Source organism: Saccharopolyspora taberi (assembly GCF_039534165.1).
GTDB lineage: Bacteria > Actinomycetota > Actinomycetes > Mycobacteriales > Pseudonocardiaceae > Saccharopolyspora_D > Saccharopolyspora_D taberi.
The window spans coordinates 346250-368124 of the sequence record NZ_BAAAUX010000014.1; the positions used below are offsets into that span (position 1 = coordinate 346250).

Annotated in this window: 23 protein-coding genes; 9 read left to right on the plus strand and 14 right to left on the minus strand. The window is 71.6% G+C overall.

Going from position 1 to position 21875, the window contains the following annotated elements; translation table 11 throughout:
* The first annotated feature begins 19 nt into the window (after positions 1-19).
* Entirely contained in the window at positions 20-820 is an 801-nt protein-coding gene (locus tag ABD691_RS15820; protein ID WP_344680444.1) for an IclR family transcriptional regulator, read from the plus strand.
* Between the two features lie 6 nt (positions 821-826).
* Here ABD691_RS15820 and ABD691_RS15825 read toward each other — a convergent pair whose 3' ends face one another.
* Entirely contained in the window at positions 827-1864 is a 1038-nt protein-coding gene (locus ABD691_RS15825; protein WP_344680445.1) for a DUF3616 domain-containing protein, read from the minus strand.
* Between the two features lie 235 nt (positions 1865-2099).
* Here ABD691_RS15825 and ABD691_RS15830 point away from each other — a divergent pair, with 235 nt between their 5' ends.
* Positions 2100-2330 (plus strand): hypothetical protein, encoded by a 231-nt coding sequence (locus ABD691_RS15830; RefSeq protein ID WP_344680446.1) that lies wholly within the window; start codon positions 2100-2102, stop codon positions 2328-2330.
* A gap of 78 nt (positions 2331-2408) precedes the next feature.
* Here ABD691_RS15830 and ABD691_RS15835 read toward each other — a convergent pair whose 3' ends face one another.
* Genes ABD691_RS15835 through ABD691_RS15845 form a run of 3 tightly spaced genes read right to left on the minus strand, consistent with a single transcriptional unit; the run spans position 2409 to position 5236 of the window.
* Positions 2409-3050: a GNAT family N-acetyltransferase gene (locus tag ABD691_RS15835; protein WP_344680447.1), complete on the minus strand. Its 642-nt coding sequence runs from the start codon at positions 3048-3050 to the stop codon at positions 2409-2411.
* Positions 3043-4518 carry an APC family permease gene (locus ABD691_RS15840; RefSeq protein ID WP_344680448.1) on the minus strand — a complete coding sequence of 492 codons (1476 nt, stop codon included), beginning with the start codon at positions 4516-4518 and terminating at the stop codon, positions 3043-3045. Before ABD691_RS15840 ends, ABD691_RS15835 begins: the two co-directional genes overlap by 8 nt.
* Positions 4519-4540: 22 nt before the next feature.
* On the minus strand, positions 4541-5236 hold the full coding sequence (locus tag ABD691_RS15845) for a GOLPH3/VPS74 family protein (RefSeq protein ID WP_344680449.1): 696 nt from the start codon (positions 5234-5236) through the stop codon (positions 4541-4543).
* A gap of 303 nt (positions 5237-5539) precedes the next feature.
* On the opposite strand from ABD691_RS15845, the gene ABD691_RS15850 reads away from it, so the two are divergent.
* Positions 5540-7417 carry an ABC transporter ATP-binding protein gene (locus ABD691_RS15850; RefSeq protein WP_344680450.1) on the plus strand — a complete coding sequence of 626 codons (1878 nt, stop codon included), beginning with the start codon at positions 5540-5542 and terminating at the stop codon, positions 7415-7417.
* Between the two features lie 18 nt (positions 7418-7435).
* Here ABD691_RS15850 and ABD691_RS15855 read toward each other — a convergent pair whose 3' ends face one another.
* The 4 genes from ABD691_RS15855 to ABD691_RS15870 are packed head-to-tail and all read right to left on the minus strand — an operon-like array spanning position 7436 to position 10751.
* Complete coding sequence (locus ABD691_RS15855) at positions 7436-7951, minus strand: MarR family winged helix-turn-helix transcriptional regulator (RefSeq protein WP_344680451.1); 516 nt, start codon at positions 7949-7951, stop codon at positions 7436-7438.
* Between the two features lie 31 nt (positions 7952-7982).
* Positions 7983-8987 carry a PHP domain-containing protein gene (locus ABD691_RS15860; protein ID WP_344680452.1) on the minus strand — a complete coding sequence of 335 codons (1005 nt, stop codon included), beginning with the start codon at positions 8985-8987 and terminating at the stop codon, positions 7983-7985.
* A gap of 17 nt (positions 8988-9004) precedes the next feature.
* A complete protein-coding gene (locus ABD691_RS15865; protein WP_344680453.1) occupies positions 9005-9760 on the minus strand; it encodes an ABC transporter permease in 756 nt (251 codons plus the stop codon).
* Positions 9761-9815: 55 nt separating this feature from the next.
* Entirely contained in the window at positions 9816-10751 is a 936-nt protein-coding gene (locus tag ABD691_RS15870; RefSeq protein ID WP_344681298.1) for a S1C family serine protease, read from the minus strand.
* 207 nt (positions 10752-10958) lie between these two features.
* Here ABD691_RS15870 and ABD691_RS15875 point away from each other — a divergent pair, with 207 nt between their 5' ends.
* Positions 10959-11090 (plus strand): hypothetical protein, encoded by a 132-nt coding sequence (locus ABD691_RS15875; protein WP_344680454.1) that lies wholly within the window; start codon positions 10959-10961, stop codon positions 11088-11090.
* A gap of 3 nt (positions 11091-11093) precedes the next feature.
* Here the strand turns inward: ABD691_RS15875 and ABD691_RS15880 are convergent, their stop codons facing one another.
* Both ABD691_RS15880 and ABD691_RS15885 read right to left on the minus strand, forming a co-directional pair.
* A complete protein-coding gene (locus tag ABD691_RS15880; protein ID WP_344680455.1) occupies positions 11094-15065 on the minus strand; it encodes a HAMP domain-containing protein in 3972 nt (1323 codons plus the stop codon).
* Positions 15066-15205: 140 nt separating this feature from the next.
* Positions 15206-15862 carry a response regulator gene (locus tag ABD691_RS15885; RefSeq protein ID WP_344680456.1) on the minus strand — a complete coding sequence of 219 codons (657 nt, stop codon included), beginning with the start codon at positions 15860-15862 and terminating at the stop codon, positions 15206-15208.
* 172 nt (positions 15863-16034) lie between these two features.
* Here ABD691_RS15885 and ABD691_RS15890 point away from each other — a divergent pair, with 172 nt between their 5' ends.
* Together ABD691_RS15890 and ABD691_RS15895 are read left to right on the plus strand one after the other, a co-directional pair.
* Complete coding sequence (locus tag ABD691_RS15890) at positions 16035-16382, plus strand: hypothetical protein (protein WP_344680457.1); 348 nt, start codon at positions 16035-16037, stop codon at positions 16380-16382.
* The gene (locus ABD691_RS15895; protein ID WP_344680458.1) at positions 16379-16618 is read left to right on the plus strand and encodes a hypothetical protein; all 240 of its coding nucleotides are present in this window, start codon (positions 16379-16381) and stop codon (positions 16616-16618) included. The genes ABD691_RS15890 and ABD691_RS15895 overlap by 4 nt, the downstream gene beginning before the upstream one ends.
* Before the next feature lie 185 nt (positions 16619-16803).
* On the opposite strand, the gene ABD691_RS15900 is transcribed toward ABD691_RS15895, so the two are convergent.
* Together ABD691_RS15900 and ABD691_RS15905 are read right to left on the minus strand one after the other, a co-directional pair.
* Positions 16804-17298, minus strand: coding sequence for an SRPBCC family protein (locus ABD691_RS15900; protein ID WP_344680459.1), 495 nt, complete (start codon positions 17296-17298; stop codon positions 16804-16806).
* A 67-nt stretch (positions 17299-17365) separates the two neighbouring features.
* Positions 17366-17785, minus strand: a complete 420-nt coding sequence (locus ABD691_RS15905) for a CBS domain-containing protein (RefSeq protein ID WP_344680460.1) — start codon at positions 17783-17785, stop codon at positions 17366-17368.
* Between the two features lie 645 nt (positions 17786-18430).
* On the opposite strand from ABD691_RS15905, the gene ABD691_RS15910 reads away from it, so the two are divergent.
* Positions 18431-19051 (plus strand): dioxygenase family protein, encoded by a 621-nt coding sequence (locus ABD691_RS15910; RefSeq protein ID WP_344680461.1) that lies wholly within the window; start codon positions 18431-18433, stop codon positions 19049-19051.
* Positions 19052-19145: 94 nt separating this feature from the next.
* Here the strand turns inward: ABD691_RS15910 and ABD691_RS15915 are convergent, their stop codons facing one another.
* Positions 19146-19382, minus strand: coding sequence for a hypothetical protein (locus ABD691_RS15915; RefSeq protein WP_344680462.1), 237 nt, complete (start codon positions 19380-19382; stop codon positions 19146-19148).
* 85 nt (positions 19383-19467) lie between these two features.
* Positions 19468-20187 (minus strand): FadR/GntR family transcriptional regulator, encoded by a 720-nt coding sequence (locus ABD691_RS15920; RefSeq protein WP_344680463.1) that lies wholly within the window; start codon positions 20185-20187, stop codon positions 19468-19470.
* A gap of 125 nt (positions 20188-20312) precedes the next feature.
* On the opposite strand from ABD691_RS15920, the gene ABD691_RS15925 reads away from it, so the two are divergent.
* Together ABD691_RS15925 and ABD691_RS15930 are read left to right on the plus strand one after the other, a co-directional pair.
* Entirely contained in the window at positions 20313-20963 is a 651-nt protein-coding gene (locus ABD691_RS15925) for a TetR/AcrR family transcriptional regulator (protein ID WP_344680464.1), read from the plus strand.
* Between the two features lie 65 nt (positions 20964-21028).
* Entirely contained in the window at positions 21029-21868 is an 840-nt protein-coding gene (locus tag ABD691_RS15930; RefSeq protein WP_425565108.1) for a TrmH family RNA methyltransferase, read from the plus strand.
* Positions 21869-21875: the final 7 nt, after the last annotated feature.

The following is a 21875-nucleotide window of genomic DNA, read 5'->3' on the forward strand; positions in this document are numbered from 1 at the left end:
GACTGGCGAGGAGACGACCTTGGAGCCCTCCGACTCCGGTAGCGGTTACGTGCAGTCGCTGGCGCGCGGCCTGCTGGTGATCCGCGCGTTCGACGAGACCCATCCGGAGATGACGCTCAGCGAGGTCGCCCGCGCGACCGGGCTGTCGAGGGCGGCGGCCCGGCGTTTCCTGCACACCCTGGTGCACCTGGGCTACGTCTGGACCGACGGGCGGGTCTTCGCGCTCACGCCGCGCGTGCTCGAACTCGGCTTCGCCTACCTGTCGAGCGTGTCGCTGCCCGAGATCGCCCAGCCGCACCTGGAGCGGCTGGTGGCCGAGGTGCACGAGTCGGCGTCGGTCTCGGTGCTCGACGGCACCGACATCGTCTACGTCGCCCGCGTCCCCACCTCGCGGATCATGACCGTCTCGATCAACATCGGCACCCGCTTCCCGGCGTACGCGACCTCGATGGGCCGGGTCATGCTCGCCCACCTCTCCCCCGACGAGCTGGACGCCCGCTTCGAGCAGGTCCGGCTGGAACGGCTCGGCCCGCACACGATCACCGACACCGGCAGCCTGCGCGAGGAGCTGGCGCGGATCCGGGAGCAGGGCTGGGCCATGGTGGACCAGGAGCTGGAGGCGGGCCTGCGCTCGATCGCCGCGCCGATCCGGGACCGGGCCGGCCGCGTGGTGGCCGCGGTCAACGTGTCCTCCCACGCCGGACGCACCACCGATTCCCACGCGCAGCAGGAGTTCCTCCCGCGGCTGCTGGACACCGCCGCGAGCATCAGCGCCGACCTGCGCGTCTCCCCGTCGGGCGGCGCCCACCTGGCCCGCTGAGCGGGTTCAGGGCAGCCGCACCACATCTGCCAGCACGGTCCCCTCCTGCGACAGCCGGTACCGGGCGGGGCTGTCGTAGACGACCAGCAGCTCGCCGTCCGGCAGCAGTGAGATCCCCTCGGCGTGGTCGTCGCCCTCGCCGTGCGGCAGGTCGATCTCGCGCCGCAGTTCCTCGCGGTGCACCACGTCGGGCGCCTCGATCCGGGCCGCACCCGGCCACCGGTAGACCCGCACCGGGCCGTCCAGGTCCATCGACGGACCGGCCAGCACGAGCAGGTCGTCGCCGTGCGGGCACAGGTCGCGGATGCCGAGCCCGTCCAGGTCGAGGAAGTGCTTGAGGTAGCGCCGGCCGCCCTCGAGCCTGGCCAGCCGCAGCTCGCCGTCGTCCTCCCGCGGCGCCAGCTGCAGGACCACCGCCCAGCCGCGCAGCACCGGCCCGCGCAGACCGAGGAACACCCGCTCGGCGCCCGGTTCGCCGTGCACCGCGATGCCCTCCACGTCCAGGCCGTTGTCCTTGCCCGGGATGGCCAGGAACGGCGCCAGGTGCTCGTCCTCGTCGAGCAGGTCGAGCAGTCCCGGGCCGCTGAGCGCCGCGCTGCGGAAGCCCTCCGGGGTGACCTCGGCCGGCACGTGGTCGGCGATCGCGATCCGGGCGAGCACCCTCCGGCCGGGCTCGGCGCTGACCACCGCGAGCCGCTTGGCCGCCTTGGCGTCGGAGTGGTGCGACCTGATCCGCTTGCGCTTGCTGCTGTGCGATCCGACCGCCCACAGGTACGGGCCGTTGAGCGCCAGGCCCTCGACGTCGACCTCCTCGTCGGCCTCGCCCGGCAGCCGGACCACGTCGGCCAGGTCGAACCCCACGTGCTCGCCGTACTCCGCGGGCCGCCGCACGACGTCGCAGGTCAGCCGCTCGATGGTCGCGGTCTCGTCCCCGGCGATCCACAGGTGCGCGCCGTCGGTGCGGACCGCGGAGAGGTTGACGTGCGTACCGGCCCGCACCGCGTCCGAGCCGAACCGCAGCGCAACCGATCGTTCGACGCTCATCCCCTGTTTCTACCAGCAGGTTCACCACCCGGCACCGCAGGGCACTCGAACACTGGGTACCGCCGGGTAGGTTCAGGTCCACTGTGGATCAGGGCCGCCGCCGGAAAATCGGCGCTGGAGCGATGATCGACTTCGTGGGAGCATGTCGCCACACGATCAAGTGACATCCGGAACGAGTTCCAGCTCCGCGGAGTCAGAACCGGTTGTCGTTGCTCGTTCGAGGAAGGGAGTTCCGGTGGGAGATGTCCGCGTGCGGTTGCGCGGCGGGCCGGAAGACGGGCGGGAGATCAACGTGGCGGCCGATACCTCGGGCAACCCGGTACCGCGCGTCACGCTGCCCGCCCGCCGTCCGCAAGGCAACCGGCCGACCGCGGGCCAGAACGCACCACTGCTGGCCTACGAACGCGCCCGGAGCGGATCGGACGGAGTCTGGGAGTTCCGGTTCGTAGGAGCCGAGACGGAATGAACCGCGGCCGATGTGACGTGTCCGCCGACCTCCAGAACGGCGGGCACGTCACATCGGAACCGCCATCGCCGCGGCCGGTCAGAGCGCTTCCGGCTCCCGCCACATCGGGTGCAGCACCGGGCCGTCCGGCAGCTGCACGGCCGGGCCGAGGTCCCGGAAACCCAGCCGCAGGTACAGCTGCCGGCTGCGCGTCGAGCTGGCTTCCAGGTAGGCGGGCACGCCCTGCTCGTCCCAGCGCCGCAGCACCGCGGCCAGCGCCCGGCCGCCGATGCCCGCGTTCTGCAGAGCCGGTTCCACCCCGATGAGCGCGAGGTACTGGTGCGGCTCGGCCGGATGGCGCGCCGACATCAGCTCGCCGAAGGTGCGGAACCGGGGCGCGGAAGTGCCGAGGAGCTCGGCCAGCCGCTGCTCGTCCCGCTCCTCGACCATCCTCGGCGGACTGTCCACACCGGACAGCCAGACCTGCACCGCGGCGGTGTCGTCGGCGGTCACGACCTCGCCCGCGCGGTCGGCGTGCGCCAGCACCATGCCGAACCACTCGTGGTAGACCGCGTACCGGCGCTCCGGCTCCGGCACCAGCCAGCACGAGACCGCGTCGTCGGCGAAAGCCCGCAGCAGGGTGCGCAGCCGCGGTTCCACGGCATCGTCGTCGAACGCCGCAGCATCCTCATGGAATGCCGCAGCATCGTCATCGAACGCCGCGGCATCCTCATCAAACACCGAGCTCCTCCTTCTCCCACCGGACGGTGGCCGACCGCGCTCCCATCCCGATGCGGGCGTAGGCGGCCGGGCGGCGGCTCCGGAGCACCGCGCCCCAGACCAGACCGGCCGCGATCAGCACCAGATAACCGGCGGGCAGCGCCCAGGCGGCCGGATTCCCCGGCTCCACGCCGAGAACCGTCCCGAACGAGCCGACGGTCAGCACCAGCACGGCAGCCAGCACGACCGCGGCAGCCGCCGGGGCGACCAGCCGCCGCCACACGCCCAGTGCTTTCCCGTCGTGGCGCAGGAAATAGCCGACGACGGCGACCGAGGTGAACGTGACCAGGATCAGCACGCCCAGCGCGCCGACGGACGCTCCCCAGTAGAACAGGTAGGTGATCGGGTCGATCCCGGTCACCATGACGATCAGCACCACGACCGCGGCGATCGCGGTCTGCGTCAGCGAACCCGCCACCGGTGCGGCGGTGCGCGCGCTGGTGGTCCCCCACGCCCGCGGGCCCGCGCCTTCCCGCCCCAGAGCGAAGAAGTAGCGGGCGCAGACGTGGTGGAACGAGAGCATGGCGGCGAACAGGCTGGTGATGTAGAGCGCGGAGCCGATCGTGACCACCAGCCCCGGCAGCCGCTCACCGGCGAGGACGAACAGCAGCTCGGTCGAGTGCTCGCCCGCCTGCGCCACGATGGCGTCGGGCCCGGTCGCGACCGTCATCGCCCAGGTCGACAGCGAGTAGAGCCCGCCGATGACCGCCAGCGAGATGTAGGTGGCGTAGATGACCGTCCGTGGGTGGCGGGCCTCCTCGGCGAGCACTGTGGAGTTCTCGAAGCCGATGAACCCGGTGAAGCCGATCACCAGGATGACCCCGGCGGCACTGGTCATCAGCTGCCCGGGGCTCAGCGTGGTCAGCACGACGCCCTGCTCCGACGGCGCGGACACGAACGCGATGTCGAACAGCACGATGACCGCCACCTCGGCGACCAGCAGCACGCCCAGCACCCGGCCGTTGACGTCGATCCGCAGGACCCCGAGCAGTCCCACCCCCGCGACCCCGACCGCGGCGAACAGCCACCAGGGCAGCTCGGCACCGGTGAGCTGGCGGACGAAGTCGCCCGCGCCGACGCCGAAGCCGCCCACCAGGCTGACCTGGAGGATGTTGTAGGACACCAGCGCCACGCCCCCGGCCGCGGTGCCGGGGATCCGGCCCAGCCCCTTGGCGATGTAGGCGTAGAAGGCGCCCGCGTTCTCGACGTGCCGGGCCATGGTCACGTAACCGATCGCGAACAGCCCGAGCACGAGCGCCATCGCGAGGTAGCCGACCGGGATGCCGGTGACCCCGGAGACCGCGAAGCCGCTGACCGCGCCGCCGCCGACGACGGTCTCCGGCGCGGCGGCCGCGACGGTGAAGAACACGATGGACGTGACGCCCAGCCGGGCTCTCGCCAGCGAAGTGGACACTTTGGACGGTGGCAAGGCCGCTTCCCCTTCCGCTCGGTCAGTACCTCGGGGTCATCGCCGACTGCTCCCGCGCCGCGGCGACTTCGTTGACCACGGCGCGCAGCGGCCCCGGGATCCGCGGTTCCCACGACTCCATCCGGTGCTCGCCCTGCCGGGCCGCCTGCCGGGACAGCCGGAGCTGGCGCACCGCCCCGGTCTCCCGCGCCAGCAGCGCGAACACGATCTCCCGCAGGACGTCCGGGCCGGTGATCATCCCGGTCCCCGCCACCGACTCGGTCCCGGTGAACAGCTCGCCGAGCTGTTCGGCGACCGGCGGCGGGCCGTCCTCGGTGACGCGCCAGGCGGTCGCGGGCCCGGAGCGCCAGCCCGTCGAGACCGAGACCTCGCGCAGCACGTCGATGATCGTCAGCCGGGCCCGCACCTTCTCGGTCGCGGTCTGGGCCAGGTACTCCAGCCAGGTCCGCAGATCGAGCCCCTGCTCCTGCCGGATTTCCCGGAGCACGACCCAGGACAGGTAGTCCGGGCACCGGCCGGGGCCGCTGGCCCGCACGGTCGGCGTCACGGTGATCTCCTCGTCCAGGATCAGCTCCGCCAGCAGCCCGCCCGCGCAGCCCAGCGCCACCAGCGAGGGGTCCACGGTGGGACTGAGCCGCTGGTCCCCGGCGTGCGCGGCCAGGAAGATCCGGTCGGCCAGCCGCAGCGGGATGGGGGCGGTCTCCGGGCTGCTCGTCATCGCCGGTCACCCTTCTCCGGCACCACTGGCACTTCTCCCCACACCCCGTCGTTCGCCTCGTCCGGCACCACGCGCGTCCCCAGCCGGAAAGTGGCCGGACATGCGCACACAGTAACGCAAGATCGACACAATTCAAGATCCGATCGAAGCACTCCGAACAGGGTTTTTCCTTGAAGTTACAACGATTCTCATTCAAAGTGATGATCGTTTGCCCGGCGGTCGCCGCTGCCCGACTTGACTTCGAGCTAACGTGAAGTTCGAGGATCGGTGCGTTCCACCCACCACTGCGAAGGGACCACGACCATGACAGCCAGCTGGGAGACGATGCGCTCCTTCGCCAGTGACGACTCGGTGACGCGCGAACGGCTCACCCCCGGCATCACGCGGCGCATCTTCGGCTACGCCCGCCCGTACGCCCGCGACATCGTGCCGTTCCTGCTCACCGTCGCGGTCGCGGCGCTGCTGGGCATCGTCACGCCACTGCTGTTCAAGGCGATCATCGACGACGGGATCGTGCCGCGGAACCTGTCGCTGGTCGTCTGGCTCTCCGTCGCGGTGGCCGGGGTCGCGCTGCTGGAGGCGGCGCTGTCGCTGCTGCAGCGCTGGTACTCCGCGCGGCTGGGCGAGGGCCTGATCTACGACCTGCGCTCCGAGGTGTTCGACCACGTCCAGCGGATGCCGGTGGCCTTCTTCGTCCGGGCCCAGACCGGCTCGCTGGTGAGCAGGCTCAACAACGACGTCATCGGCGCGCAGCGCGCCCTGACCAGCACGCTGTCGTCGGTGGTGTCCAACGTGCTCAGCCTGGTGCTGGTGCTGGCCACCATGTTCACGCTGTCCTGGCAGATCACCCTGATCGCGCTGGTGCTGCTGCCGCTGTTCCTGCTGCCGGTGCGCTGGATCGGCCGCAGGCTGCAGCGCGTCACCCGGGAGCAGATGAAGGTCAACTCCGACATGAGCTCGCTGATGACCGAGCGGTTCGGGGTGGCGGGCGCGATGCTGACCAAGCTCTACGGCCGGGCCGACGAGGAGTCCGGCCGGTTCGCCGAGCGGGCGGGCCGGGTGCGCGACCTCGGGGTGGTCTCGGCGATGTACAGCCGGGTGTTCTTCGTGGCGCTGACCCTGCTGGCGGCGCTGGCCACCGCCGTGGTCTACGGCCTGGGCGGCGGGCTGGTGCTGGCCGGGGCGTTCCAGCTGGGCACCCTGGTCGCGCTGGCGACCCTGCTGAACCGGCTGTACGGGCCGCTGACGGCGCTGTCCAACGTGCACGTCGACGTGATGACCGCGCTGGTCAGCTTCGACCGGGTCTTCGAGGTGCTCGACCTCAAGCCGATGATCCAGGAGAAGCCCGGCGCGGTGGCGCTGCCCGCCGGTGCCTCCGACGTCGAGTTCGACCACGTGTCGTTTCGCTACCCCGCCTCCAGCGAGGTGTCGCTGGCTTCGCTGGAATCGGTCGCGCACAACGACAACGCCCCCGCGCACCAGGTGCTGCACGACATCTCGTTCCGGGCCGAGCCCGGCCAGACAATCGCGCTCGTGGGGCCCTCCGGCGCGGGCAAGACCACGATCACCCACCTCGCGGGCCGGCTCTACGACGCCGACGAGGGCGCCGTGCGCATCGGCGGCACCGACGTCCGCGACGTCCGGCTGGCGTCGCTGTACTCGACGGTCGGGGTCGTCACCCAGGACCCGCACCTGTTCCACGACACGATCCGCGCGAACCTCACCTTCGCCCGTCCCGGCGCCACCGACGACGAGCTGGTGCAAGCGCTGCGCACCGCCCAGCTGGAGCACCTGCTCTCGGCGCTGCCGGACGGGCTGGACACCGTGGTCGGCGACCGCGGCTACCGGTTGTCCGGGGGCGAGAAGCAGCGGCTGGCCATCGCCCGGCTGCTGCTCAAGGCCCCGCCGGTCGTGGTCCTCGACGAGGCGACCGCGCACCTGGACTCCGAATCCGAGGTCGCGGTGCAGCAGGCGCTGCGCACCGCGCTGTCGGGCCGCACGGCGCTGGTGATCGCCCACCGGCTCTCCACGATCCGGGAAGCCGACCGGATCCTGGTCATCTCCGACGGGCGGATCGCGGAGGACGGAACGCACACCGAGCTGCTGGCCAGGGGCGGCCTCTACGCGGAGCTGTACCGGACGCAGTTCTCGCAGGGCAAGGACACCGCGCTGACCGCCTGACGCACGTCGGCGGTGGCGTCACCGCTCGCGGCCTCCTGCGGCGGTCCGCTCGCAGGGGGCCGCGGTGCGCAGCCTGCCCTCGGGATCGATGTGCGCCAGCATCGCGGTGCACACCTCGTCCAGATCGCGCACCTGCTCGTCGTCCAGCCCGTCGAAGATCATCGCCCGGACCTGCTCGACGTGGCCGGGCGCGGTTTCCACGACCTTGGCGTACCCGGCGTCGGTCAGCTCGGCGACGCTGCCGCGGCCGTCGCCCTCGGCCCGCTGCCGCCGCACCCACCCGCGCTTCTCCAGCCGGGCCACGACGTGCGACACGCGGGACGGCGAGGCGTTGGCCTGCGCGGCGAGGTGGCTCATCCGCAGGGCCCGGTCCGGGTCCTCCGACAGCATCGCGAGCACCCAGTAGCCGAAGTGGGTCAGCTCGGAGTCGCGTTGCAGCTGGGCGTCGAGTCCGGCGGGTACGACGGTCATCAGCGCGGCGAGCTTGCGCCAGGCCCGTTGCTGCTCGTCGGTCAACCATCGCGGCTCGTCCACGTCGGCGAGCTTACCCGGAGTGGCCGAACGCTCACTCCGCCGGAGCACGGCGGGAGCGCAGCAGCCGGTCGGCCGTCCGGGTGTTGATGACGCGGTCCGCCGGGACCCCGCACTGCTCGGCCCGCGCGCAGCCGTTGTGCAGCCAGTCGAGCTGACCCGGCGCGTGGCCGTCGGAGTCGATGCTGAACCGGCAGCCGAGGCCGAGCGCCTTGCGGATCAGCTCGCGCGGCGGGTCGAGCCGGTCCGGGCGCGAGTTGATCTCGACCGCGACTCCGTTCTCCGCGCACGCCTCGAAGACCGCGTCGGCGTCGAACGCGGACTGGGGGCGCCGCTGGCCGCGGATCCGCCGCCCGGTGCAGTGGCCGAGCACGTCGACGTGCGGGTTCCGCACCGCCGCGCACATCCGGCGGGTCATCGCACGGGACTCCATCCGCAGCTTCGAATGCACGCTGGCCACCACGATGTCGAGTTCGGCCAGCAGGTCCTCGTCCTGGTCCAGCTCGCCGTCGTCGAGGATGTCGACCTCGACGCCGGTGAGGACGCGGAACGGCGCGAGGCGTTCGTTGAGCTCGGCGACCACGTCGAGCTGGCGGCGGAGCCGGTCGGCCGACAGGCCGTTGGCGACGGTCAGCCGGGGCGAGTGGTCGGTGAGCACCATCCACTCGTGCCCGAGGTCGCGGGCGGTCTCGGCCATCTCCTCGATCGGGCTGCCGCCGTCGGACCAGTCCGAGTGGGTGTGGCAGTCGCCGCGCAGGGCCTCGCGCAGGGCGCGGCCCTCCTCGGGCGTCCGCGCCTCGGCCCGGAGTTCGCCCAGGTACTCCGGAACCTCGCCGCGGTGGGCCTGCTCGATGACCTTGGCCGTCGTCCTGCCGATCCCCTGCAGGTCGGTCAGCGTGCCGGACTCGACCCTCCGCGCGATGCCGCTCTCGCCTTCGACGACCTCGGCGGCGCGGCGGAACGCGCGGACCCGGTAGGTCGGCGCATCGTCGCGTTCCAGCCAGAACGCGATCTCCTTCAAAGCCCGCACCGGATCCATCGGTACCTCCTCGCGGGTCAGCTGCGCACCGGTTCCCGTTCCAGCACACCACGGGCGATCAGCTCCAGCACGACCACGATCGCCACCGCCTCCACGGCCAGCAGCCCGACCAGGACGAACAGCTGCACGATCCCCGCCTCCACCGGCCCGGCCCCGCCCAGCAGCATGCCGACGAACGCGCCGGGCAGCGTCACCGTGCCGACCGTGCGGGTCTGGTCCAGCGCCGGGACCAGGGCGGTGCCGGCCACCGGGCGGGCGATCTCCATCCGCGCGTCGCGGTCGGTCAAGCCCAGCGCCAGCGCGGCCTCGACCTCGCCCCGGCGGTGCGCCAGCTCGTCGGCCAGCCGCCGCCCGGCGAGCGCGGTCGCGGTCAGCGCTCCTCCGATCAGCTGGCCGATCAGCGGGATCAGCACCAGCCCGGTGACCGGGACCGCGCCGGTGAGCAGCAGCAGTCCGGCCACCGGCGCCACCCCGGCGACCAGCGGCACGGCGGCCCACCAGCGGGCGCGGCCCGCGGTGATGCGCCCGCCCGCGGTCCACGCCGCGACCAGGAGCATCAGCAGGAGGAAGAGTCCGATCAGGACGCCGGAGCCGACGATGTAGGCGATGACCAGGGCCACGGCCAGCAGTTGCACCGTGCCGCGCAGCCCGGCGACGAGGATCGGGCGCCAGCGGCCGATCCCGCCCACGGCCACGGTCGCGGCGGCGGCGAGCAGCAGCGCGGCGATGACGGCGCCGAGAGCCGGGGTGACCGGGATCGCTGACGATGTCACCCGACGACCTTATGGCCTGGTCCCGGTTCTCGGCTGGGACCGAGTGGATCAGGGCTCAGGCCGACCGGTCCAGCAGCTCCGTCGGCTCGGCGATGACGTCGACGAGCGCGCCGTTGCGGGTGACGGTGATCTGCAGCGGCCTGCCGATCGCCTCGGCGAACATCAGCCGCTGGAGTCCCTGCGCGTCCTCCACCGGTTCGCCCGCCGCCGTGAGCACCAGGTCGCCGGGGTGCAGGCCGGCCTGGTCGGCCGGGCTCCGCCGGACCACGTCGACCACGCGCAGGCCGGTGCGCTGGCCGATCCGCCTCGCCAGGTCCTCCGGCAGCGGGGCCGGCGTGGTCACCAGGCCGAGGAAGGCGCGGCGGACCCTGCCGAACCGCACCAGCGCGTCGATGATCCGCCGGGTCGTCGCGTTGACCGGGATCGCCAGCCCGAGCCCCACCCCGGCGACCGCCGTGTTGATGCCGACGACGTGGCCGCGCGAGTCGGCCAGCGCGCCACCGGAGTTGCCGGGGTTGAGCGCGGCGTCGGTCTGGATGACGTCCTCGATGATCCGGGCGGCCTGGCCGCTGCGGGCCGGCAGCGACCGCCCCAGCCCGCTGACGACCCCCGCGGTCACCGAGCCCGACAGCCCGAGCGGGTTGCCCACCGCGACCACGAGCTGGCCGACGACGAGGTCGTCGCTGTCGCCCAGCACGACCGGGTCCGGCGTCGGGCCGTCGGCCCGGACCACGGCCAGGTCCGACAGCGGATCGGCACCGGTGACGGTGAAGCGGGTGCTGGTCCCGTCGGCGAAGTCGGCCGCCCCACCGCGGGCGTCGCCGACGACGTGGGCGTTGGTCAGCAGGTAGCCGTCCGGGGTGAACACCACCCCCGACCCTGTGCCCGCGCCCGCCAGTCGCAGGCTCGCGACCTTCGGCGTGATCGCCGCGGCGACCGAGGTGACCGTGCGCGAGTAGGCGTCCAGCGGATCGCCGCCATGAGTGCTCATCGCCGCCTCCTCGTCCAGCGCGTGCCTGCGCAACACCCGGCTCCCCGGCCGCATTCCCGCGGCGTCCCACATCGTGGCGTCACACGCGCCCCGCGAGACCACCCGCGGACACTCCCGCCACAGCGCGGAAACCGACCGTCGAAACCGGCCCCACCTGCGGTTATGGTGGCGGGATACCCCGAAGAAGCCCCGACGTTTGGACCGACGATGCAGCCGCACGGGATCGATCACTTCGACGCCACCTTCGCCCGCGACCTGGCGTGGGCGCAGAAGCTCCACGAGCAGCTCGACCAGCTGCCGACCACCGACGACGCCGAGACCGAGGACAGCCCGCGCTGAGGCTCACCCCTCCTCCCTGCCGAAGCCCGCGGGCAGGTGGACCGCCAGCAGGTCGAGCAGCCGGTTGACGTCCACGGGCTTGGTGATGATGTCGGTCGCGCCCGCCGCGAGACTGCGCTCCCGGTCGCCCTTCATCGCCTTCGCGGTGATCGCGATGATCGTCAGGTCGCGGTAGCGGGGCATCTGGCGGATCGTCTCGATGGTCGCGTTGCCGTCGAGCTCGGGCATCATCACGTCCATCAGCACCACCGTGATGTCGCCGTGCTCCTGCAACGCCTGGAGCCCGGACACCCCGCTGTCGGCGTAGACGACCTGCAGCCCGTGCTGCTCCAGCAGGGTCGTCATCGCGTACACGCTGCGCTGGTCGTCGTCGACGACAAGCACCTTCTCCCCGTTGAAGCGCACCGAGTCCGGCCGCGCCGGGGTGTCGGGCTGCTCGATCGGCTCCCGCCCGATGCTCTCCTGCCGGGTGCGCTCGGAGCCCCGCAACGGCGGGTCGATGCCCTCGGCCGACACGTCGAAGCTGCTTTCCGCGGAGATCGGGATGTGCCTGCGATCCGGCGCCGCCACCACGCGGGCCGCACCGGCCGCGGTCTCGCCGTTGAGCACCGGGGTTTCCCCGCCCCACACCGGTGAGTCCACCGGCAGGTACAGCGTGAACGTGCTGCCCAGGCCCAGCTCGCTGCGGACCTGCAGCTCGCCCCCGAGCAGCGTGGACAGCTCCCGGCTGATCGACAGCCCCAGCCCGGTCCCGCCGTACTTGCGCGCGGTGGTGCCGTCGAGCTGCTGGAACGCCTCGAAGATCCGGCTCAGCTTGTCCGACGGGATGCCGATCCCGGTGTCGCGCACCGCGAACGCCACCCGCTGCGCGGCCGTCCGCAGCGCCGGGGTGCTGACCTCGGTCGCCTGCGCGGGCCGGATCCGCAGCTCCACCTTGCCCTTGTCGGTGAACTTCACCGCGTTGGACAGCAGGTTGCGCAGGATCTGCTCCAGCCGGTTGCGGTCGGTGCGCAGGCTCGCGGGCAGCGACGGCGCCAGCACCACCGCGAACTCCAGGCCCTTGTCCTCGGTCAGCGGCCGGTACAGCGACTCGACGTGGTCGGTCAGGTCGCTGAGCTCGACGTCCTCCGGCAGCAGGTTCATGTGCCCGGCCTCCACCTTGGACAGGTCGAGCACGTCGTTGATCAGCTGCAGCAGGTCGGTCCCGGCGGAGTGGATGGTCCTGGCCAGGTCGACCTGCTGCGGGGTCAGGTTGCCCTCCAGGTTGTCGGCGAGCAGCTTGGCCAGGATCAGCGCGCTGTTGAGCGGAGTCCGCAGCTCGTGCGACATGTTCGCCAGGAAGTCCGACTTGTAGGTCGACGCCTGCGACAGCTCGTGCGCGCGGTCCTCCAGCTCCTGCCGGGCCTGCTCGATCTCGATGTTCTTCAGCTCGATGTCGCGGTTGCGGCTGGCCAGCAGCGCGGCCTTCTCCTCCAGCTCGGTGTTGGACCGCTGGAGCTCGGCCTGCTGGCGCTGCAACTGCTCGGAGCGGGCCTGCAGCTCCTGGGCCAGGTGCTGGGACTCGCCCAGCAGCGCCTCGGTGCGGGAGTTGGCCACTATCGTGTTGACGTCGACGCCGATGGTCTCCTTCAACCGCTCCAGCAGGTCCAGGTGCAGCGGGGTGAACTCGTGCAGCGAGGCCAGTTCGATCACGCCGAGCACCTCGCCCTCGAACAGCACCGGCAGCACCACGACGTTGACCGGCCCGGCCGAGCCGAGCCCGGAGCCGATCCGGATGTAGTCCGGCGGGCTCTCCGAGACCAGGATCGTCCGCTTGTCCACCGCGACCTGCCCGACCAGCGACTCGCCCGCGGCGAACCGCAGCGGCTCCTCGCCGCGCCCGGGCGCGCCGTAGGTGGCGGTCTGCTCCAGCACCAGCCGGTTGTCCTCGGTGCGGCTGAGGAAGAACGCGCCGTACTGCGCCGAGACCAGCGGGGTCAGCTCGCTCATGATCAGCGAGGCCAGCGCGTCCAGGTCGTGCAGGCCCTGCATCAGCCCGGACATCCGGGCCAGGTTGGTCTTGAGCCAGTCCTGCTCCTCGTTGGTGCGGGTGGTCTCCTTGAGGTTGCCGATCATCCGGTTGATGTTGTCCTTGAGCTCGGCGAGCTCCCCGGAGGCGTCGATGGTGATCTGCCGGGTCAGGTCGCCCTCGGTGACCGCGGTGGCGACCGCGGCGATTGCCCGGACCTGGCTGGTCAGGTTGCCAGCCAGCCGGTTGACGCTCTCGGTCAGCCGCCGCCAGGTGCCGGAGACGTCGGCGACCTCGGCCTGGCCGCCGAGCTTGCCCTCGGTGCCGACCTCGCGGGCCACCCGCGTGACCTCCGAAGCGAACGCGGAGAGCTGGTCGACCATCGTGTTGATCGTGGTCTTGAGCTCCAGGATCTCGCCGCGGGCGTCGACGTCGATCTTCTTGGACAGGTCGCCCCGGGCCACCGCCGTGGTCACCTGCGCGATGTTGCGGACCTGGCTGGTCAGGTTGCGGGCCATGAAGTTGACGTTGTCGGTCAGGTCCTTCCAGGTCCCCGCGACGTTGGGCACCCGCGCCTGGCCGCCGAGGATGCCTTCGGTGCCGACCTCGCGGGCGACCAGGGTGACCTGGTCGGCGAACGCGCGCAGCGTCTCGACCATGCCGTTGATCGTCTCGGCGAGCGCGGCGACCTCGCCCTTGGCCTCCACCGTGATCTTCTTGGACAGGTCGCCACCGGCGACCGCGGTGGCCACGGTGGCGATGCTGCGGACCTGGCTGGTCAGGTTGTCGGCCATGATGTTGACGTTGTCGGTGAGGTCCTTCCAGGTCCCCGCCACGCCGTGCACCCTGGCCTGGCCGCCGAGCTTGCCCTCGGTGCCGACCTCGCGGGCCACCCGCGTGACCTCGTCGGCGAACGCCGAGAGCTGGTCGACCATCGTGTTGATCGTGTTCTTCAGCTGGAGGATCTCGCCGCGGGCGTCGACGTCGATCTTCTGCGTCAGGTCGCCGCGGGCGACGGCCGTCGCGACCTGGGCGATGTTGCGCACCTGCGCGGTCAGGTTGTTGGCCATGAAGTTGACCGCGTCGACCAGCGACCGCCAGGTGCCCGCGGCCGCGGGCAGGTCGGCCTGACCGCCCAGCCTGCCCTCGCTGGCCACCTCGCGGGCCACCCGCGTGACCTCGTCGGCGAACGCCGAGAGCTGGTCGACCATCGTGTTGATCGTGTTCTTCAGCTCCAGCGTCTCGCCCGAGGCCTCGACGGTGATCTTGCGGCTGAGGTCGCCGGTCGCGACCGCCTTGGAGACCTGCGAGATGTCGCGGAGCTGTCCGGTGAGGTCGGTGGCCATGCCGTTGACCGACTCGGCCAGCTCCAGCCAGGTGCCCGACAGTCCCGGCGGGATCTGCACCGACCCGCCCAGCCTGCCGTCGGCGGAGATCTCGCGGGTGACCCGGTTGATCTCGGTGGCCAGCGCCGAGAGCTGGTCGAGCAGCCCGTTGACCACGTGGGTCAGGTCGCCGAGCCTGCCGGGCAGGCTGGCGTCGCCCGCGCGGCGCGGCAGCCGCCGGGTCAGATCGCCCTCGGCCGCGGCCCCCAGCACGCGGCTCAGCTCGTGGGCCGGGCCCAGCACGTTGTGCACCAGGTCGTTGAGCGCCGCGGCGCCGACCGCCCAGCCGCCGTCCGGCTCGCCGACGGGCCGGGCGGGCTCGATCGGCCACTGCCCCTCGTTGGCGGCCGCCGCGACGCGGTCGAGCTCGGCGGCCATCGTCTGGTTGCGCTCGGCGAGCTCGTTGAACACCTCGGCGATCTCGGCGCTGACGCCGTCGCCGGAGACGACCAGCCGCCGCCGAAAGTTGCCGTCCCTGAGGTCGCGTAACCCGCCGAGGAGGCGTTCCAGCGCCGTGGTGCTGACGACCTGCTGCCCCACCGCGTCCGGCTGGTCCGGGACGCGCTGCGACGGTAGTGCCATGGCAGACCTCCGAACAGCAGTTCCTGTTGATCCGCGGCGCTTGGCGGTCAGGGCGACCGTAGGCGCCGCGACGCCCTGCGAACAGGGCAACAATGCCCGCTGGGCGCGTCCCGCGACCACTCGACCGTTCGGGTGGACGGTCAGGGACGGTTGCGCGAGTCGCGGTCCAGCCGGAGCTCGGTGGCCAGCACCGCCGCCTCGCTGCGGTGCCGCATCGCGAGCTTGGACAGCATCTGCGAGACGTAGTTCTTGACGGTCTTCTCCGCCAGGTACATCCGCTGCGAGATCTCCCGGTTGGTCAACCCTTCCCCGATCAGCTCCAGCACCTCCCGCTCGCGGGAGGTCAGCTCCCGCAGCGGGTCGGCCTGCTCCTGCTCCCGGCGCAGCCACGCCAGCATCGCCTCGGTCTTCTTCGGGCTCAGCAGCGACTGGCCGGAACCGACCGTGCGGATGGCGTTGACCAGCTCCTCGCTCACCACTCCCTTGAGGACGAATCCAGCCGCCCCGGCCATAATCGCGTCCATCAGCGCTTCGTGGTCGTCGAACGAGGTGAGCATCAGGCAGCGCAGCCCGGGCTGGCGGGACTGCAGCTCGCGGCACAGCTCGACCCCGTTGCCGTCGGGCAGCCGCACGTCGAGCACGGCGACGTCAGGCTGGGCCTGCGGCACCAGCGCCAGCGACTCGGCGACGGTCGCGGCCTCCCCGATGAGTTCCATGTCCGATTCGGCGCTGACCAGAGCAGCGATGCCCCGGCGGATCACCTCGTGGTCGTCGACCACGAACACACGTGTCGCCATCCGGTCCTCCCCACCTTTCCACCCACCGCACCGCTCGCGCCCACGTCCTGCGGGCCCGGCTCGCGGTGGTCCTGTGGAGGCAATGACCAGGATAAATACGCTTTGAACCGAGCGCCCGACACGGTCCGTCACGCGGAGCGAACCGGTCGGACCACTGCCCGGGCCGACGGGCGTGCACGAGGATGCGGGGTCGGCTCGGACCGCGCCCGGCCCCGGAGCCCCAGCCGTCCCGGCCCCGGAGTCGCCAGTCGTCCTTGCCCCTGTAGTCCACAGCCGTCCCGACTCCACCGAAGCCCCCAGCCGTTCCCGGCCCCCGAAGTCCGCGGCGCGTCGGCCGCCCGACGAGAACGCCACCCCGCCCAGCCCCGCCCGCCTGCTGCGGCCCGCGGCGGGCGAGGTCCGCGTGCACGGCGAACCGCTGGACGGGCTGAACCGGCTTTTCGTCACCCACGACCTCGACGAGGCGGTGTCGATGTCCGATGAGGTCGTGCTGCTGTCGGCCGGGCCCGCCTCGCCATGACGGCGGATTCGCGCGCAGCCAAGCTTGAGTCCATATCGGACACAGGTGGGCGGCGTCCCGGCCGCGCGCTCGTCCTGGCGGCGCAGGCCGGGCTCGGATTCGCCGTCGTGCTGGGCTGGGAATTCGGCGTCCGAGCCGGGGTGGTCGACGAGTTCTTCTTCAGCGCTCTCAGCGACATCGCCCTGCGGGTCGGGCAGTGGCGGGTCCTGCTGCGCTGCCAGCCCACCCACCGCTGAGCGGTGTTCCGACAACCTGCCCAGGAGGAGAAGTTTCGGAACTGGCGGAGAATCGTCGTGGTGCTGGTGGCCGTGACCGCGCTGGCGTCCTGCACGCCGAAGCCCGGCGAGGGTGCCGGATCGGCGGTACTCATCGGCGTCGGCGGGTACTACGACCACGCGATCCACACCAACGACTTCCTGCCCTACCCCTGGGCGGTCAGCTCGATCGAGCGCTTGATCGCGCCGACGGTCTCGCCCATCGACGCCTCCAGCGACGCGCGCCGCTCGGTGATGAACGTCCCGCCGCTCTCGGCGTCCATCCGCAGCATCAGGTCCGTGGGCTCGCGCATGACGAACCGCTGGGTCAGGGTCGAACCGGCGTCGTCCGGAACGACCTCGAACGACCACACCGCCGTCTCGGCGTCCGGCGCCGAGGTCAGCACCGCCCACGCGAACCGGCGGCCGGGGTCGGCGCTGACGACCAGGCAGTCGGTCGACCAGCTCTGGTCACCGATCCGGTTGTGCCCGCGGAACCGGGCGCCCACCGCGCCCGGATCGCCCTCGGTCCACTCGCCGCCGACGCATTCCGGGCTCCACTCGCCCATGCGCGTGATGTCGCTGGCCAGCTCGTAGACCGCGCCGGGATCGGCCCGGACGTGGACGGAAGCGCTGATGTCGTACGCGGGTTCATGATCCATGCCGCCAGTATGCCGTCGCGGGCGGAGGTGGCGGCGGAGGAGTCCGCCGCCACCTCGCCGCGTCCGGTCAGCTCATCGCGTAGACGCTCTCCACGAAGTGGGCGATCTGCGCGTCCGTGAGGTTCCTGGCCAGATCCGCCTCGGCGATCATGCCGACCAGCTTGTGGTCGGCGATCACCGGCACCCGCCGGATCTGGTGCTGCTCCATCAGGTTCAGCACCTCACCGACGTCGGCACCGGCATCGACCCAGAACGGCGTTCCCTGCGCGAGCTCACCGGCCTTCACCTCGGCCGGGTCCTTTCCCTCCGCGCAGCACCGGAGCACGATGTCCCGGTCGGTGATCATGCCGTGCAGCCGGTCGTCCCTGCCGCAGATCGGCAGGGAACCGACGTTGAGATCACGCATCATCTGCGCCGCCCGGTGCAGGCTCTCGTCCTCGTTCACGCACTTGGCACCGGCGTGCATGATGTCGCGAGCCGTCGTCATGAGGTCTCTCCTTTCGACCGTCAGCCAGTCTCGGCGCCGCGGCACCGCGGCCGGCTCGCCCGGCCACCCCGCTGCGGGGCGGCCACGTTCAGGATGTGTCAGCGCGGCGCACCCTGCCATCGCAGCGGGCGGTCCGCGCGGGACCCATCTCGTCCCTACCCCGGGGAGACCACCGGGCAAACCACCGGCACCGGCCCCTGCCGCATCCCGCGCCGCGATCGGCACCGGGCGGAACGCCTTCGTGCCAAGGGAATCATCGAACTCGGCCGTTCCGATCAACACCGGCTGCCGCGACCGGTCGCGCACCCGGACACCGAGCGCCGTCGCCGCTCGCGAAGCGGAACCGGATCCGGCGGCCGAGCGCGGATGCCGCGCGCGACACCGGATCAACCGGATTATTTGAAGCGCCAACAAATCTATCGTGGACACCCGCCCAGACGATATAAGTCCACTTGCGACAGTCCAAGAAGGACCACACGCGCGGACGTGGCATCGGAATTAACCGACTACGCACGGACCTTCGCGATCGGCGGGCCTGATCCTTCGGCGTAACCCGTGCCGACCTTCCGGCGACTTGACGACGGCAATCCTCGGCGCAAAGGTCTGAACCATCGAAGTTGCCCCCTCCCGCAAGGAGTTCGGCCGATGACCGAGGACGAGAAGAAGTTCCGCCGCTCCACCTTCCTCAAGGCCGGGATCGCCACCGCCGCGGCGATTCCCGCCCTCACCGGCGAGGTGCTGCGCGGCCCGGACGCCGGCGCCGCACCGCTGGACCCGACCCCGCTGTGCGAGGACGGCGACGAACCCACCCACGAGCAGATCGAGGGCCCGTACTTCAAGCCGGACTCGCCCGAGCGCACCGACCTGCGCGAGCCCGGCCTGCCCGGGGCCCTGCTGACCGTCACCGGCTTGGTCTACACCCGGTCCTGCACCCCGCTGCCCGACGTGCTCCTGGACTTCTGGCAGTGCGACGACGCCGGGATCTACGACAACCAGGGCTACCGGCTGCGCGGCCACCAGTTCACCGGCTCCACCGGCCGGTACGAGCTGCGCACCATCGTGCCCGGCCTCTACACCGGCCGGACCCGGCACATCCACGTCAAGGTGCAGGCCCCCGACCAGCCGATCCTGACCACGCAGCTGTACTTCCCCGGCGAGCCCGGCAACGACAGCGACATGATCTTCGACCCGGCGCTGCTGATGACGATCGAGGACGGGCCCGACGGCAAGATCGGCAGGTACGACTTCGTGCTCGACCTGCCCTGAACTCGACTTGCTCTGAACTCGATCGATCTGCCCTAAACTCGATCGACCTGCCCTGGGCGTCCGCCGCAGCGGACGCCGGGACCGGCGTACCCGGTCAGTACTCCTTCATCAGCCGGTCGAAGGCGGCGTTGGCCACCGCCCACTCGGTGGTGATCACCTCGGTGGGCACCTCCGGCCTGGGCTCGGCGTCGGCCACCACCACGAAGCCGGGTTCGGCGACCCGCCTGCGCAGCTGGACCAGGCGACCACCGGCGGAGCAGCCCCGCCGCTCACCGCTGTCGTTCGACCGGCTCTCCCCCGGTTGCAGGGAGGGCGCATCGGTTTCGGCCATGTCCTCGTTGTAACCCATCCGGGCGGTCGCGACAACGCCTGCGGCCGAGCCCGCGCCCGGGTGACCCGGGTGCGGGCTCGGCCGGTCAGGAGGCGGTGGCTTCCGGTTCCGTCTCGGCGGTCAGGCGGCGCCAGAGCTCGAAATGCCGTTCCATGGCGGCGCGCGCCGCGTCCGGATCGGCCCGCTCGATGGCGTCGACGATGTCGTAGTGCACGCGGTCGGTCTCGAACAGCGGCTTGTCCGCCTGCCGTTCGACTTCCAGCGTCCGCGCCCGGCGCTTGGTCAGGTCCTCGCGCATCACGTGCGCGAACCCCTCGTGCAGGAAGTCGAACATCGGGTTGCCGACGATGCCGAACAGGCGGCGGTGGAAGTTGAAGTCGGCGTCGATGGCGACCTCCACCGCACCGATCCTCGATCCCTCGATCATCGCCGCGACCTCGGCGCGCAGGCCCGCCACGTCGGCGGAGGTGGCCTTGCGCGCGGCCTCGGCCACCACCGACAGCTCCAGCAGCTCCCTGGCCTGCTCGAACTGCGCGGGCCCGATGTGGCCGAACCGGCGGGCGAGGACGAAGTAGAGCTGCATGAAGCTCGCGTCCGGCACCTGGAGGTAGGTGCCGCGGCCCTGGGTGCGGTTGACGAACCCGAGCTTCTCCAGCACCGACAGCTGCTCGCGCAGCGCGCCGCGGCTCATGTTCAGCTCGGCGCCGAGCTCGCGTTCCGGAGGCAGCCGCAGCAGACCTGTCCTGGATTCCGGGGTCGCGGCCCGTTGCAACGCGTCCACCAGCCCGATCAGTTCGGGATCCACCCGGCGCCCTCCTCGATTGGTAGGACCAATTCGCCGGAAGTTAACCGGAACCTCGACGTACCGTCAAGACCCCAGTATGCCGCACCCCTCCGCGGCCCCCGCGCCTCCGTAGACTCGGCCGCACCATGACGAGCTTCGACGACGAGTTCCTGGCGGACGACGACTTCCTGGCGCGGGTGCGCGCCATGCCGGAACCCGACGACGACTCGGTGCGGCGCGTCCTGGACGCCGGGCTCTCCTGCTTCGCCGACCACGGGATCCGGCGCACGACGATGAACCGGATCGCCGAGCGCGCCGGCCTCGGCGTGGCCACGGTGTACCGGCGGTTCCCGCGGAAGGACCAGCTCGTCCAGGCCGTCCTGCTGCGGGAGGTGCGCAGGTTCGTCACCGCGGTCGACTCCAGGGTCGCCGCGGCCCGCACCCCCGAGGAGCAGATGACCGAGAGCTTCACCGCGTTCGTCGCCGGGGTGGCGCGCAACCCGCTGCTGCTGCGCGTGCTTGCCGCCGAGCCGGAGACCGCGCTGCCGCTGCTGACCGCGCGCGGCGGCCCGGTGCTCGCGCTCGGTCGCAGCTACGTCGCGGACAACATCCGGCGCTGGCAGCGGGACGGCGCGGTGACCGGCTTCGACGCCGATCTGGTCGCCGAGATCTTCGCCCGGCTCGCGCACTCGCTCGTGCTCACCCCCGGCGGGCTCATCCCCACCGAGGACGACGAGACCACGCGCGAGTTCGCCCGCACCCACCTGCTGCCGCTGCTGAGCCCGAAGAAGTCCTGACCGGCAACGGCCCGGAAAAACCGTTCGCCACCGGGCAGCCTCCGTTGCTAGTTTCTCGCGCCGTGGTGCGCACCGTCACGACGCGAAACGCGAACTTCCAGCAGTGGCAGGCCCTTCTGAGCAGCAGAAGCAAACGGCGGAAGCTTGGGGCGTTCCTGGTTCAGGGCGTACGCCCCGTCAGCCTCGCCGTCGAAAGTGGACGGACAATCCGATATCTGTTGTGCACCAGTGGAAAGCGCTCTTCCTGGGCCTCGGATCTACTGCGGACGGCGAGGGCGGAAGTGGTCTGCGAGCTGGCGCCGGAGCTGATGGCCGAGCTCGGCGGCAAGCAGGATCCGCCGGAACTGCTCGCGGTCGTCGCCACGTCGCCCGACGACCTCGCCCGCATCCCGGTCGGCCCGGACATGCTCGTGGTCGTCTTCGACCGGCCGAGCAGCCCCGGCAACCTCGGCACCGTGATCCGCTCCGCCGACGCGCTCGGCGCCGCCGGTGTCGTGGTCACCGGGCACGCGGTGGACCTGCACGACCCGAAGACTGTGCGGGCCACCACGGGATCGTTCTTCACCGTCCCGTCGGTGCACGCCGAGTCCGCCCAGCAGGTCCTCGACTGGGCAGGCGGGCTGCGGCGAGGCGGCGTCCCGGTGCGGGTGGTCGGGCTGAGCGAGAACGGGACCACCGAGCTCGCCGACTGCGATCTGCGCGGGCCGACGCTGCTCGTGGTCGGCAACGAGGCCGCCGGGATCAGCCGGGCGTGGGCCGAGTCCTGCGACCAGCTCGCCCGCATCCCGATGGTCGGTTCGGCCAGCTCGCTCAACGCCGCCGCGTCGGCCTCGATCGCGCTGTACGAGGCGAGCAGGCAGCGGTTGGTCGGCCGAACCCGGGCGGCTGCCGCGCCTCGGTGCTGAGGTCGCG